Source organism: Lysobacterales bacterium (assembly GCA_016721845.1).
Classification (GTDB): Bacteria; Pseudomonadota; Gammaproteobacteria; order Xanthomonadales; family Ahniellaceae; genus JADKHK01.
In genome coordinates this window covers 50,145-63,692 of the sequence record JADKHK010000013.1, presented here as the reverse complement: position 1 = coordinate 63,692, position 13,548 = coordinate 50,145, and the positions used below count along the sequence as shown (strand labels likewise).

The following is a 13,548-nucleotide window of genomic DNA, read 5'->3' as shown; positions in this document are numbered from 1 at the left end:
GTGCGCCTGTTCCGGAGTTGACCCGATGATTCGTCTGTTTGCCTTGCTCGTCCTGATGTCGTCCGCATTCGCCGCACCGGCACAGGATGCCCCGATCCAGCCCTTCCACAGCGACTATGCCTTGATCCGCAACGGCAAGGTCCTCGGCAAGGCGAGCATCGAACTGATCATGGGCAAGGACGGCTGGCAGTTCAGCACGAACTCCGAAGGCACCGAAGGCCTGGCCGGCTTCGCCGGCGTGCGCATCGACGAGAACAGCACCTTCCGGTGGCAGGATGGCCGTCCCGAGACCATGCATTACCGCTACTTCCAGAAAGCGGCGTGGAAGAAGAAGAATCGCAGCGTCGATGTCGATCATTCCGCGAAACGCATCGGCGCCAGCGACGACGACGGTTCGGTCGCACTCGAATACGCCCCGGCCACGATCGACCGCAATCTGGTCGTGCTCGCGCTCGCGGCCGACCTGAAAGCCAAGCACGATACGCTCGAATATCGCGTCGCCGACAAGCGCGAGATCGACATCCATCGCTACCGGATCGCTGGTCGGGAAACCATCGCCACCGCGCGCGGCCGTTTCGACTGCATCAAGCTTGAACGCATCCGCGAAAAGGTCGGACGCACCACCACCACCTGGATCGCCCCCGCGCTCGGCTACACGCCGGTGCGCATCGTCCAGAAGGAACCCGACGGCGAAACCCTGGAAATGCTGTTGCGCTGATCAGGCGCGCATGACCCGGTTGCGACCGGCGCCCTTGGCCTTGTAGAGCGCCTTGTCGGCGGCGCTGATCACGTCCTTCGGCGTCTTGCGCTTTTCCGAACGGTCGGCCACACCGACGCTGGCGGTGACCTTCACGTCCTTGGGCTTGCCGGGCTTGCCGTCGCGACCGATCGGCCGGATGCGGATGGCGCGTGCCTCGATCGCGGCACGTACCGATTCGAGCAGGTCGTCGGCCCGTTCGACCGCAGCATCCTCGAACACGATGCAGAACTCCTCGCCGCCATAGCGATACGGCGCGGCCCCGGCATGACGGCGCAAGCGCGCGGCGACTTCGCGCAGCACGACATCGCCGGCCGCATGGCCATGGGTATCGTTGAAGGACTTGAAGTGGTCGATGTCGACCATCGCGATCGCGTAAGTGCCGGACAATCGCTCCATGGCCTCGTCCAGCGCACGCCGGTTGCGCAAGCCCGAGAGCGCATCCACGAAGGCCATGCGATACGCGCCATAGAGCAAACCGAACACGATCAGCAGACCGCTCGCCGTCAATGCAAGCAGGCTGCGCTCGGCATCCCGCAGCAAGGCCAGCGCACACCCGAAGGCGATCAGCGCCAGACTGGCGGTCAACTCGGCCATCGTGCCGCGCAGCACCCAGCGCAGCAGACAGGCCGCTGCCGCCAGGAACAGCATCACCATCGCGCCGAAGCCGGCGTCGGATCCGGGCCAGAGCGCCGTCAGGAAGCGGTCCAGCGCCGCGATCACATGCGCGGGTGCATGCAGGCTCATCAGCAAGGCGAACGCGAACAACGACAGCCAGCCGGCATTGCGCTTCGTGCGCCATCGCGTTTCGGGCATGAGGGCAGCAATCAGCAACAGCACCGGCGCGAACGCGAGGCTCGATTGCAAGCCGCGTGCGCCGCCATCGATGCGCGCGGCAACCACCGCAGCCAGCACGGTCGCGAGCAACAGCAGTCGATGCCGCGAGAACCCGATCGCGAGCACGAACGAGAGCGCGGCCAGCACGGCGGCAGACCAGGAGAGCGTCGTCATGGATGACCGGAAATTATCATGGGTCGCGACGGCGGCAACATCGACCGCATCGCCGATTGCTACCATCGGCACCCGCCCTCAACCGGTTCGCTGCATGCGCCACGGCCTGCTCTGGATAGTCGTCCCGCTGCTGCTCTCCGCCTGTCAGCGCGACCAGGCGACGGTCGCTCTCGGCACCCTCGAATGGGACCGCGTCGAACTGGTGTCGGTGGCAGCCGAGCCGATCACGATCATGTCGGTGCACGAGGGTGAGCAGGTCGCGGCGGGCGCTTCCATCCTCGAACAACGCGGCGACCGTGCCGAGGCCGAACTGGCGGTCGCGACGGCCGACCTGGATCGCGTTCGCGAACTGCTGGCGGAACAACAAGCGGGTGCACGCACCGAACAAAAGCGCGAGGCCGCCGCCCGCAGCGACCGTGCGCGCGCCGCGCTGAAACTGGCCGAGGATGAACTTCAGCGCGGACTTGGTCTCAAGGCACGCGGGCTGGTCAGCGCAGCCGAATTCGATCGATTGAGCGCCGGCGCCGAATTCGCCCGCAGCGAACTCGCGGCCGCACGTGCCAGCGAGGACCTGGTGCTGGCCGGCACGCGCAGCGAAACCCTCGCCCAGACCCGCGCCGCGGTCTCGGCGGCGGAGCATCGCCTTGCGGCATTGCAGATCACGCGCGAACGCCTGCGGCACGTGGCGCCAGTCGCTGCGCGGATCGAAACCCTTCCGCTGGAGGTCGGCGACACCCCCGCCGTCGGTGCCACCGTTGCGATCCTCCTGGTCGGCGCACAACCTTATGCGCGCGTCTACCTGTCGCCCGCTCAACGCGCCGCGACCCGGATCGGCAGCCGGTTTTCAGTCGCCATCACCGGCCGCGAAGGTGCATTGACGGCGCGCGTGCGCATGCTGGCCGCGCAATCGAGTTTCACGCCTTACTACGCCTTGAGCGGCAATGACGCCAATCGCCTTGCCTTTCTCGCCGAACTCGAATTCGATGCCGGCACCGCGAGCGACCTGGCGGCCGGCTTGCCCCTGCAGGCGACCCCGTTGCAATGAGCGGGGACATCGCCATCCATGCGCGCGGCCTGACGCGACGCTTCGGTACGCTGACCGCGGTCGACCATGTCGACCTGACCATTCCGCGCGGAGCGGTCTATGGTTTCCTCGGCCCGAATGGTTCGGGCAAGTCGACGACGATACGCATGCTCTGCGGCCTGCTGACGCCCAGCGCCGGCGAGATCGACGTACTCGGGCTCTCGATTCCTCGCGAAGCCGAAGCCTTGAAACGCCGCATCGGCTACATGACCCAGAAGTTCTCGCTGTACGAGGACCTGAGCGTGATCGAGAACCTGCGCTTTCTCGCCGCGGTGCACGGCCTGTCGCGTGAGCGAAGGGAGGATCGCATCGGACTGGCGTTGCGTCGCTATCACCTGCGCGACCGCACCACGCAACTGGCCGGCACCCTCAGCGGTGGCCAGAAGCAGCGCCTTGCCCTCGCTGGCGCGACCCTGCACGCACCGGAGTTGCTGCTGCTGGATGAGCCCACCAGTCAGGTCGATCCGCAGTCGCGGCGCGAATTCTGGGAGTCGCTGTTCGATCTCGCCGACGACGGCACCACCCTGCTCGTCTCGACCCACTACATGGACGAAGCCGAACGCTGCCATCGCCTCGCGATCCTCGACGAGGGCCGCCTGGTCGCCGACGACACGCCCGCGGCCCTGATCGCGAACCTGCCGAGTCGCGTACTCCGTGCGATCACCGCCCATCCGCGCACGGTGCAGCGCGCCCTGGTCGATCTTCCCGGCGTCGAGGGCGTGGCCCAACTCGGTACGACCCTGCGCGTGCTGGTCCGCCGCGACCTGCCGGAATCGCAATTGATCGATGCGCTGCGACCGACCGATGCCACGATCCGCTTCGAGCCGCTCGGCGCCAATCTCGAAGATGTCTTCGTCGCCGCCACCCGCAACAAGGTGACGCCGCGATGAACTGGCAACGTTTGCTCGCCATCATCATCAAGGAGCTCAAGCAGTTGCGCCGCGACCGCCTGACCGCGGCGATGATCCTCGGCATCCCGACCATCCAGCTGTTGCTGTTCGGTTTCGCGATCAACATGGACGTGCGCCATCTGGCGGCGGCCGTCGTCGATGAAGCCGGTACCCGCGCCAGTCGCCAGATCATCGAAACACTGGCGCACAGCCAGGTCGCCGATGTGCGGGCCGTGCTGCCGGAGGCGGGTGCCGCCGATGCGATGATGCGCGCCGGTGAAATCAGCATGATCCTGATCATTCCGCGGGATCTCGAACGCCGCCTCGCCACGCGCGACCGTGAAGCACTGCAGCTGATCGTGGATGCCAGCGACCCGACGATCCAGGCGGCGGCCAGGCAGCTCGTCGTGATGCCGCTGCCTGGCGTTGCTGCACCGCGCACGGCACCGGTGGCCGTGCTGAATCGCTACAACCCGGAACGACGCTCGGCGATCAACACCGTGCCGGGCTTGATCGGCGTGATCCTGACCATGACCATGACCCTGTTCACCGCGGTCGCCATCGTCCGTGAACGCGAGCGCGGCAACATCGAGATGCTGATCGCGACGCCGGTGAGCAGCGTCGAGCTGATCCTCGGCAAGGTGCTCCCGTTCGTGCTGATCGGCATCCTGCAGGTGACGGTCGTGCTGAGTCTCGGCGTGCTCATCTTCGGCGTGCCGATCCGCGGCGAACTCTGGGCGATCTATGTGTCGGCCCTCACCTACATCTTCGCGGCACTCAGTCTCGGCGTATTCCTGTCGACCTTCGCGAGTACGCAGTTCCAGGCCATGCAGATGGCCTTCTTCACGTTCCTGCCGCAGATCCTGCTGTCCGGCTTCATGTTCCCGTTCGCGGGCATGCCCAGGGCCGCGCAATGGATCGCCGAAATCCTGCCACTGACCCATTTCATCCGCTTGATCCGCGGCATCATGCTGCGCGCCGCCGAACTGCCCGAATTGCAGCGCGAGATCTGGATCCTGCTCGGCTTCACGATGATCATGCTCTCGCTGGCCACGCTGCGCTTCCGCAAGCGGTTGGATTGAGCGTCGATTGCTACAATGCGCCGATGAACATCCTGTTGAACGGACTGCCGCAGCAACTGCGGGACGGTGCCGACGTGGCTGAATTGCTGATGGTCGCCGGGCTCGCCGAAAAGCGGGTCGCGGTGGAGGTGAATCTGGAGATCGTCCCGCGCTCTCGGCACGCCACGCGCGTGCTGGGCGAAGGCGATCGCGTCGAGATCGTGCATGCGATCGGCGGCGGCTGAGGAGTACGCATGAACACGACGACCCCGATCGACGATGGCTTCGTCATCGCCGGCAAGACTTACCGATCGCGCCTGCTGACCGGCACCGGCAAGTTCAAGGACCTGGAGGAAACCCGTCTGGCGACCGAGGCCGCCGGCGCGGAGATCGTCACGGTCGCGATCCGGCGCAGCAACATCGGCCAGAATCCGGGCGAACCGAACCTGCTCGAGGTGTTGCCGCCATCGCGCTACACGATCCTGCCGAATACTGCCGGCTGCTACACGGCCGACGATGCCGTGCGTACCTGCCGGCTGGCGCGCGAACTGCTGGACGGGCACAAGCTCGTGAAGCTCGAGGTGCTGGCCGACCAGAAGACCCTGTTCCCGGACATCATCGAGACACTCAAGGCGACCGAAGTGCTGGTGCGCGACGGCTTCGACGTGATGGTCTACACCAACGACGACCCGATCATCGCGAAGAAGCTCGAAGACATGGGCTGCGTCGCGGTGATGCCGCTGGCCGCGCCGATCGGTTCCGGGCTCGGCGTGCGCAATCCGTACAACATCCTGACCATCGTCGAGAACGCCAAGGTGCCGATCCTGGTCGATGCCGGCGTCGGCACCGCATCGGATGCGGCCATCGCGATGGAACTCGGCTGCGACGGCGTGTTGATGAACACCGCCATCGCCGGGGCGAAACATCCGGTGTTGATGGCCAGCGCGATGCGCAAGGCGATCGAGGCCGGGCGCGAAGCCTTTCTCGCCGGCCGCATTCCGCGCAAGCGTTTCGCATCGGCATCGAGTCCGATCGACGGACACTTTCTCTGATGGCGGATTCGACCCGGACGCCGCCGCGGCGCGAGATCAAGAGTTTCGTCAAGCGCATCGGCCGCATCACCGCAGGCCAGAAGCTGGCACTCGAGACCCAATGGCCACGCTACGGCCTCGATTACACCGGCAGGCCGCGCGATCTCGCAGCGACCTTCGGCAACGACCGTCCGGTCGTGCTCGAAATCGGCTTCGGCAACGGCGAAGCCCTGTTCGCCGCCGCCAAAGCCGACCCGGCGCGCAACTACATCGGCATCGAAGTGCATGAACCCGGCGTCGGACGATTGCTGCGTGATGCCGATGCCGCGGGGCTCGTGAACCTGCGCGTGTCCAAGCACGATGCCGTCGAGGTGCTGCGCCACGAAATCGCCGCGGACAGCCTCGCCGAAGTGCGCCTGTATTTCCCCGATCCCTGGCACAAGAAACGCCACCACAAGCGCCGCATCGTGCAACCGGATTTCGTCGAGATGATCGCCTCGCGCCTCGCGCCCGGCGGCCTGTTTCACCTCGCCACCGATTGGGAAGCCTATGCCGAGCACATGTTCGATGTGCTCGACGCCAGCCCCTCCTTCCGCAATGAACTCGGCTCGCGCCAGAGTGCGCCGCGCCCGGATTGGCGCATCGAGACCCACTTCCAGAAGCGCGGCGAACGCCTCGGCCACGGGGTCTGGGATCTGCTGTACCGCAAGCGCTGACACGGTGACATTTCGCTGACGCAGGCGGCGAGCGCGGTTCCGGCATGGCGCCGCACGGGGCTACACTCGGGACGGACGCAGGTCCATCCCCTCCCGGCCCACAAGGACCATGCTCAGCGGCCTGACCCTCTCTGGTGAAATGCTGCTCGTGCTCGGACTGACCACGTTCACGCTGGTCATGTTCACGCTGGAGTGGGTGCGTGCCGACGTGGTGGCGCTGCTGGTGCTGGTCGCACTCGGCGTCACCGGCATCGTGCCGGCCGACCAGTTGTTCGACGGCTTCGCCGGCAACGCCGTGATCGCGATCATGGCGACGATGATCCTGGGCGCCGGCCTCGACCGCACCGGCGTGCTCAACACCGCCGCCTCGCACATCCTACGTCTGTCGAACGGCGATGAACGACGCCTGCTGCTGGTGCTCTGCGGCGTCACCGGACTGATTTCGGCGGTGATGCAGAATCCGGCCGTCACGGCCCTGTTCCTGCCGGTGGTGGCACGCATCAGTTCGCGCACCGGCCTGCCGCTGTCGCGCCTGCTGCTGCCGATGGCTTGCTGCATCATCCTCGGCGGCACCATTACCATGGTCGGCAACTCGCCGCAGATCCTGCTCAACGATCTGGTGCTGTCGGTGAACCGCAACCTGCCCTCCGGCGCCGACACCATCGAGCCGTTCTCGATGTTCAGCATTGCGCCGATCGGCATGGCGCTGCTGCTGTCCGGGCTCGCCTATTTCCACTGGCTCTGGCCGAAGCTGATGCCGAGCCGCGACGACGAACGCCAGGTGGTGACGCCCGGCGCGACCGCCAGCTATTTCGAGAGCACCTATGGCATCGAAGGCGAAGTCGTCGAGTTGATGGTGCCGGCGGAAAGCGCCCTGATCGGCCTGTCGATCGCGGAAGTGGAGGCCCTGCCCGACACGCCGCTGATCCTCGCGATCAAGGTGGGCGAGGAGGCTCGCCTCGCGCCACCGGCCGACCAGATGCTATGGGCAAACACCATTCTCGGCGTGCTCGGGCCGCGTGAACGCATTCATGAATGGGCGCAACAACAAGGCTTGCGCGTGCTGCCGAAGACACGCAACTTCGGCGCCATGTTCAATCCGACCCGCGCCGGCATCGCCGAAGCAGTGGTGCCGCCGAACTCGCGATTCATCGGCCAGCGCGTCGGTGAACTGCGCCTGCGCAAGCGCTTCGGCATTTCGGTGCTGGCCGTCAACCGCGGCGAAAAGATCTGGCGCGACGAAATCCGCGGACGCCTGCTGCGTCAGGGCGACACACTGGTCTTCCATGGTGCCTGGCGCGATCTCGCGCATGCCGCGGAAGACCATGATTTCGTCGTCGTCACGGACTATCCGAAGGAAGAGGAGCGTCCTCATCGACTCAATCACGCCATCGTGTTCTTCACGCTGTCGATGGTGCTGGCCCTGCTCTCCGACCTGCCCTTGCCGGTAGCACTGCTCGCCGGCGCGGTCGGCATGCTGCTGACCGGTGTGCTGAACATGGACGAGGCCTACCGGGCGATCAACTGGAAGACCATCTTCATCATGGCCTCGCTGATTCCGCTGGGCTGGGCGATGGATTCGACCGGCGCGGCGGCATGGATCGCGCAGGAGATCCTGCATGTGCTTGGCGGCGTGCCGGCCTGGGCGCTGCAATTGGCGCTGGTCGTGCTGACCAGCCTGTTCGCGATGGTGATGTCGCAAGTCGGCGCCACCGTGGTGATGGTGCCGATGGCGATCAACATCGCGTTGGCGGCAAATGCGAATCCGGCGCCGTTCGCGCTGCTGGTGACGCTCGCGGCCTCGAACAATTTCGTCAGCGCCTCGAACCCGGTGATCTCGCTGGTGGCGAGTCCGGCCAGCTACCGCCAGCAGGATCTGATCCGCGCCGGCGTGCCTTTGAGCGCGATCTTCGCCGTCGTCGCGCTGATCATGGTCAACCTGATCTACTGAGCCAGCACCACCGCGCCGCCTTCGATGGTCAGCGCGATCGGCACCAGGCCATTGCCCATGCACGGTCCCGAGGTGCAGAAGCCGTTGTCGAGCTTGAACATCGCGCCATGCGCGGCACAGACCAGATGGCCCTTGTCGACGATGAATCGACCGGGCGCCCAATCCAGCCGTCGCCCCGCATGCGGGCATTCGTTGTGGTAGCCGAGCACACGCTCGCCGACACGCACGAGGATGATATCGAAGCCGCCGGTGCTGGATGGCAGGTGCGCCGCGACGGCGCCCCCCTCGGGGATGTCGGCCAGCGCGATCCGACGAACGGTCTCGATTTCGCCACCCGGTGTGAGGCTGTCGTTCATGTGTTCGGCACTCCTTTGCTGCATGCTAGGGCCACTTGTCCGGAATGATGCCATGTCGATGCTGTCTGCCCTGCTCCGCCCCGTGATCGCCGTGCTCAAGGTGCTGCTGATCGGCGCCGTCGCACTTGGCGCACTGGCGTTCGGCACGATGGTGGCTTTCGCGATTTTTGTCGGCGTGTCACTGGCGCGACTGCTGCGCGGACGTGGTGAGGCCACGGCCAGCAGCGCCAGTGACCGTGTCTTCGACGCCGAATACGAAGTCGTGCGCCGTCCCGGCAGCGGCGTGCTGACGCCGATCGAACGCGACCGCCGTTGAACTCGGCCGGTACTGCCCAGCGCGAGCGCTGGATGATCCTTGCCGCCCTGCTGTCGCTCTACATCGTCTGGGGCTCGACCTATCTCGCGATCAAGTGGGCGCTGGTCGGCTTCTCGCCGTTCGGCATGGCCGCGATCCGCTTCGCGGCCGCCGGCGGCCTGTTTTACGGGTGGCTGCGTTGGCGCGGCGTCGCGGCACCGACCTGGGCGCAGTGGAAGAACATGGCGGTGATGGGCACCCTGCTGCTCGGTTTCGGCAACGGGCTGGTGTGCTACGCCGAGCAATATGTCGGCTCCGGACTGACCGCGGTCGCCATCGCCAGCATGCCGCTGTGGGCCGCGATGTTCGGCGCGATGTATGGGCGCTGGCCGACCCGTCGCGAAAGTGTCGGACTTGCGATCGGCTTCGTCGGCGTGATCCTGCTCAATCTCGGCGGCGACCTTGCAGCCAATCCGCTGGGCGCAATCGCCCTGCTGATCTCGCCGATCGCCTGGGCTTTCGGCTCGGTCTGGAGCCGCGGCCGTGACCTGCCGGCACCGATGATGAGCACCGCGGCGCAGATGCTGATCGCAGCGCCGATCCTGTCGCTGATGACCCTGCTGCACGGCGACGGCTGGATCCGACCCGGCATCGACGCGCTGTCGATCGGCGCACTCGTCTACCTCGCGATCTTCGGCTCCATCATCGGCTTCGGTGCCTACGTTTATCTGCTCGACAAGGTGCGCCCGGCGATCGCGACCAGTTACGCCTACGTGAACCCGCCGATCGCGGTGCTGTTCGGCGTGCTGCTTGGTGGCGAATCCCTGCATCGCCTGGACCTGATCGCGATGGCGATCATCCTCGCCGGTGTCGTGCTGATCACCTGGAAGCGCTGACGCGAAGATCGTCGGACTACATCCGCACGATCGACTTGAAACCCCCGACGATCATGCGCCTGCCGTCGAAGGGCATGTCCTCGACCTTGCACATAGCGGCGATGCGCGGATCGGCCATCACCTTCTTGTTGATGCGGTCGCGCTGCTGACGCGACGCGTAGGTGATCCACGAGAACACGACCGTCTCCTCGTCTTTCAGTTTCACCGCCTGCGGAAACGAGGTGCGCTTGCCGGGCTTGACGTCGTCGGCCACACATTCGACGTAGTCGAGTGCGCCGTATTCCTTCCAGATCTTGCCGGCCTTGCGCGACAACTTCCGGTACGCGGCGAGGTTCGCCTTCGGTACCGGCAACACGAATCCGTCGACATAACGCGTCATGCGCTGCTCCTGAATCAATCGTGGCGAATGCCCGAACGCGGCTGTTCGCGGATCGGGCGAATTGGGCGGATTTCGACGCAACCGATCTTGGCCGGCGGAATCTTCGCGGCCAGCTGGATCGCCTCGTTCAAGTCGCGCGCTTCGATCATGTAGAAGCCCGCGAGCGCTTCCTTGGTCTCCGCGAACGGGCCATCGGACACCGACAGCCGACCGTTGCGGATACGCACCGTGGTCGCGGTCGTGACCGACTGCAACGCTTCCGAAGCGATGCAATGGCCGCCCGCGCGCAATTCGGCATCGCAGGCCAGGCACTCGTGGTCGTCCATCGTCGCGATCTTGTCTTCTTCGCCATAGACCAGACAGAGATACTTCATTTCAAGCTCCGGCCTGCAGGGTCGCGAAGGCGTCGAGGTCCATGTGGAACAGCTCCCAGACATGACCGTCGAGATCCGCGACAGCACGGCAATACATGAAGCCCATGTCCTCGACCGCACGGAAGGCACGGCCACCGTGGGCGATCGCGGTGTCAGCGAGACGATCGACCGCCGCGCGGTCGGCCAGCGACAGCGCGACCAGATGGGCCGTCTGCAGCCGCGCGTCGGCAATCGGAAGCGGCGTGAACATCGCGAACTTCGGGTGCGTGAGCAGCATCGCGTACTGGTTCTCGCCCAGCACCAGACAGGCTGCGGTGTCGTCGCTGAACTGCGGATTGAACGCGAAGCCGAGCGCCTCGAAGAAGGCGATGCTGCGCTTCAGGTCGGTCACCGGCAGGTTCACGAACAAGCCTTGGATGCGTAGGGATTCAGACGTGGTCACGGGCAGGCTCCTGAGCAACTGATCTTGAGTGTCATGCGACCCCCATCGGAAAGTCGTGGTGGTCGGATCATGCACCTTCATCCGGTAGTCGAACGAGTGCCGACGCTTTCGACATCGCGGTTGGAGATTTATTTGCGGGCCGCTCAGGGCAGGACGTCGTCGCCCGTTGCGGCAGGCTTCCGGCCGTGCCACATCGACGCGACCAGGTTCTCGTGGTGCTTGCGCGACGCATGGATCACGCCGCCGACATGCATCGGGATCAGCGCAAACAGGGTCCAGGTCGCGATCTCGTGGGTGCGGATGACCCAGGCGTAGCCGAACCAGAGGTCCGTGGTGAACATCCAGCCGGTGATGACGATGACCGTGAGCACCAGCAGCAGCGCCACGATCATCCACGCGCCAAGCGGGTTGTGACCGAGATGGCGCGGCGCGCGCCCGTGCACCCACGCCACCGCATAACGCAAGGTCGTCACGGGCCCCAGGACGAAACGCAGGAAACGCGCCGGCGGCCGGCCGATGAAGCCCCAGAGCAGGCGGACCGCGAGCGCACCCATCACGCCGTAGCCGATCCATTCATGCCAGTCGCCGCGGGCGTGGCGGGTGAACCACGCCGCCGCCACGCCGGCCATGAAACACAGGTGCACGACACGCACGAGCAGGTCGTGGACCGGCACCGTGCTGCGCGACGCCGTGTCGGCGTTCGCGGTCATCGCTGCGCTCAGTGCGCGTCGTGCTCGGTGGGCACGCGTTCGAACGTGACCGGATGAAAGTAGGCCTCGACGCGGTTGCCCTTGTCGTCGATCGCATAGACCTCGTAGCAGCCGCCGTCTTCTTTCATGTGGCGCACCTGCCAGCCTTCGCCAGTGAGCTTCTCCTTCAGTGCGTCCTGGCTCTTCCAGGTCGACGGGTCACCCGAATCGCAGGTGGTGAGACCGGTGGCGGTGACCGGGCCGATGGCGAGCAACGCAGCGGTGAACGCAATGGAACGCAGGATCATGGACAGCTCCTTGATGGGATGCGATGCATCTGGATCTGCGAGCCTAACCGCAAATGCGATTCGTTCGCAACAACTAGAGGCTTGATCCCTCCAGCGCGTCGAGTCGTTGTTGCAGAAAGCGCTGTTCGGGGCCGGGTCGGCCGAGCGCGATGGCCTGCGCGTAGGCCAGGCGCGCCTCGGCAACGCGACCGAGACGCCGGCACAAGTCGGCGCGGGCGGCGTGGGCCAAGCGATAGTCCTGGAGTTCGCCGCGTGCGAACAAGGCGTCGATCAGGACCAGTCCGGCTTCGGGACCATCGCGCATCGCCACGGCGACGGCACGGTTGAGGGCGACGACCGGGTTCGGCGCCATCGTCAGCAGCACGTCGTACAGCGCCACGATCTGCGGCCAGTCGGTTGCCTCGGCGCAATCGGCTTCGGCATGAATGGCGGCGATCGCGGCCTGGATCGCATAGGCACCGAAACGACGGCTGCGCAGCGCGCGCTCGACCAGCGGAATCGCTTCATCGATCTGCGCGCGCAGCCACAGGCCGCGATCCTGGTCCTCGAGCAGGACCAGTTCACCGCCGGCATCGATGCGCGCATCGCGTCGCGAATCCTGCAACAGCATCAACGCGAGCAGCGCCTGCGCTTCCGGCTCCGGCAGCAGGTCCACCAGCAAACGCCCGAGGCGGATCGCCTCGGCACTGAGTTCGTGCCGGACCAGCAACTCGCCGGTGCTGGCCGCATAACCTTCGTTGAAGACGAGATAGATCACCCGCAGCACCGAATCGAGTCGCTCCGGCAAGGTCGCGCGCACCGGCACCTCGTAGGGAATTCCTGCATCGCGGATCTTCGCCTTGGCGCGCACGATGCGCTGCGCCAGGGTCGGCGCCGGCGTCAGGAACGCGGCGGCGATTTCCTCGGTGGTCAGGCCGCAGACTTCGCGCAAGGTCAGCGCCACTTGGGCGTCGCTGGACAAGGCCGGATGACAGCAGGTGAAGATCAGGCGCAGACGATCGTCTTCGACCGGTTCGACGGCGAACGCATCGCTGTCCTCGATCGCAAGATCATGCTGTGCCGGATCGAGCCGGTCGAATCGCCGCTGCCGACGCAGCGCATCGATCGCCCTGAAGCGTCCGGTCGACACCAGCCACGCCCGCGCCTTGTCCGGCACGCCGTCGCGCGGCCATTGCTCCAGCGCCAGCCGGAACGCCTCGTGCATCGCCTCTTCGGCCAGATCGAAGTCGCCCAGCAGCCGGATCAAGGTAGCCAGTACGGCGCGCGATTCGCTGCGATAAAGTTCGGCATAGTCCATTCGTCTTCTCG

16 protein-coding genes and 1 pseudogene are annotated in these 13,548 nt (G+C 65.8%); 9 read left to right on the top strand and 8 right to left on the bottom strand.

The features are described 5' to 3' along the window. Positions 1-25 precede the first annotated feature (25 nt). The gene (locus IPP28_07635) at positions 26-718 is read left to right on the top strand and encodes a DUF3108 domain-containing protein (GenBank protein MBL0040902.1); all 693 of its coding nucleotides are present in this window, start codon (positions 26-28) and stop codon (positions 716-718) included. On the opposite strand, the gene IPP28_07630 is transcribed toward IPP28_07635, so the two are convergent. Beyond that, a complete protein-coding gene (locus tag IPP28_07630) occupies positions 719-1,768 on the bottom strand; it encodes a GGDEF domain-containing protein (GenBank protein MBL0040901.1) in 1,050 nt (349 codons plus the stop codon). 94 nt (positions 1,769-1,862) lie between these two features. On the opposite strand from IPP28_07630, the gene IPP28_07625 reads away from it, so the two are divergent. From IPP28_07625 to IPP28_07600, 6 genes and pseudogenes are all read left to right on the top strand, one after another. Then, the gene (locus IPP28_07625) at positions 1,863-2,813 is read left to right on the top strand and encodes a hemolysin secretion protein D (protein ID MBL0040900.1); all 951 of its coding nucleotides are present in this window, start codon (positions 1,863-1,865) and stop codon (positions 2,811-2,813) included. Between the two features lie 14 nt (positions 2,814-2,827). Beyond that, positions 2,828-3,742, top strand: coding sequence for an ABC transporter ATP-binding protein (locus tag IPP28_07620; GenBank protein ID MBL0040899.1), 915 nt, complete (start codon positions 2,828-2,830; stop codon positions 3,740-3,742). Further along, complete coding sequence (locus tag IPP28_07615; protein ID MBL0040898.1) at positions 3,739-4,824, top strand: ABC transporter permease; 1,086 nt, start codon at positions 3,739-3,741, stop codon at positions 4,822-4,824. Before IPP28_07620 ends, IPP28_07615 begins: the two co-directional genes overlap by 4 nt. A 23-nt stretch (positions 4,825-4,847) precedes the next feature. Further along, positions 4,848-5,855, top strand: a pseudogene (gene thiS, locus IPP28_07610) (sulfur carrier protein ThiS). Beyond that, positions 5,855-6,550 carry a tRNA (guanosine(46)-N7)-methyltransferase TrmB gene (trmB, locus tag IPP28_07605; protein MBL0040897.1) on the top strand — a complete coding sequence of 232 codons (696 nt, stop codon included), beginning with the start codon at positions 5,855-5,857 and terminating at the stop codon, positions 6,548-6,550. Before thiS ends, trmB begins: the two are co-directional and overlap by 1 nt. A 109-nt stretch (positions 6,551-6,659) precedes the next feature. Further along, complete coding sequence (locus IPP28_07600; protein ID MBL0040896.1) at positions 6,660-8,501, top strand: SLC13 family permease; 1,842 nt, start codon at positions 6,660-6,662, stop codon at positions 8,499-8,501. On the opposite strand, the gene IPP28_07595 is transcribed toward IPP28_07600, so the two are convergent. Further along, complete coding sequence (locus tag IPP28_07595; protein ID MBL0040895.1) at positions 8,495-8,857, bottom strand: Rieske 2Fe-2S domain-containing protein; 363 nt, start codon at positions 8,855-8,857, stop codon at positions 8,495-8,497. The two genes, IPP28_07600 and IPP28_07595, sit on opposite strands and share 7 nt — an antisense overlap. 52 nt (positions 8,858-8,909) lie before the next feature. Between IPP28_07595 and IPP28_07590 the strand changes: the two genes are divergently transcribed. Both IPP28_07590 and yedA read left to right on the top strand, forming a co-directional pair. Then, entirely contained in the window at positions 8,910-9,173 is a 264-nt protein-coding gene (locus IPP28_07590; GenBank protein ID MBL0040894.1) for a hypothetical protein, read from the top strand. Between the two features lie 32 nt (positions 9,174-9,205). Further along, positions 9,206-10,048, top strand: coding sequence for a drug/metabolite exporter YedA (gene yedA / locus IPP28_07585; protein MBL0040893.1), 843 nt, complete (start codon positions 9,206-9,208; stop codon positions 10,046-10,048). A 16-nt stretch (positions 10,049-10,064) separates the two neighbouring features. Here yedA and IPP28_07580 read toward each other — a convergent pair whose 3' ends face one another. From IPP28_07580 to IPP28_07555, 6 genes are all read right to left on the bottom strand, one after another. After that, positions 10,065-10,427, bottom strand: coding sequence for a DUF1428 domain-containing protein (locus IPP28_07580; GenBank protein ID MBL0040892.1), 363 nt, complete (start codon positions 10,425-10,427; stop codon positions 10,065-10,067). Positions 10,428-10,441: 14 nt separating this feature from the next. Next, positions 10,442-10,801, bottom strand: a complete 360-nt coding sequence (locus IPP28_07575) for a YciI family protein (GenBank protein ID MBL0040891.1) — start codon at positions 10,799-10,801, stop codon at positions 10,442-10,444. Between the two features lies 1 nt (position 10,802). Continuing rightward, positions 10,803-11,219 carry a glyoxalase/bleomycin resistance/extradiol dioxygenase family protein gene (locus IPP28_07570; protein ID MBL0040890.1) on the bottom strand — a complete coding sequence of 139 codons (417 nt, stop codon included), beginning with the start codon at positions 11,217-11,219 and terminating at the stop codon, positions 10,803-10,805. A gap of 167 nt (positions 11,220-11,386) precedes the next feature. Next, the gene (locus tag IPP28_07565; GenBank protein ID MBL0040889.1) at positions 11,387-11,953 is read right to left on the bottom strand and encodes a cytochrome b/b6 domain-containing protein; all 567 of its coding nucleotides are present in this window, start codon (positions 11,951-11,953) and stop codon (positions 11,387-11,389) included. 8 nt (positions 11,954-11,961) lie between these two features. Beyond that, entirely contained in the window at positions 11,962-12,240 is a 279-nt protein-coding gene (locus IPP28_07560; GenBank protein MBL0040888.1) for a PepSY domain-containing protein, read from the bottom strand. A 73-nt stretch (positions 12,241-12,313) separates the two neighbouring features. Continuing rightward, positions 12,314-13,537, bottom strand: coding sequence for an RNA polymerase sigma factor (locus tag IPP28_07555; protein ID MBL0040887.1), 1,224 nt, complete (start codon positions 13,535-13,537; stop codon positions 12,314-12,316). Positions 13,538-13,548 lie beyond the last annotated feature (11 nt).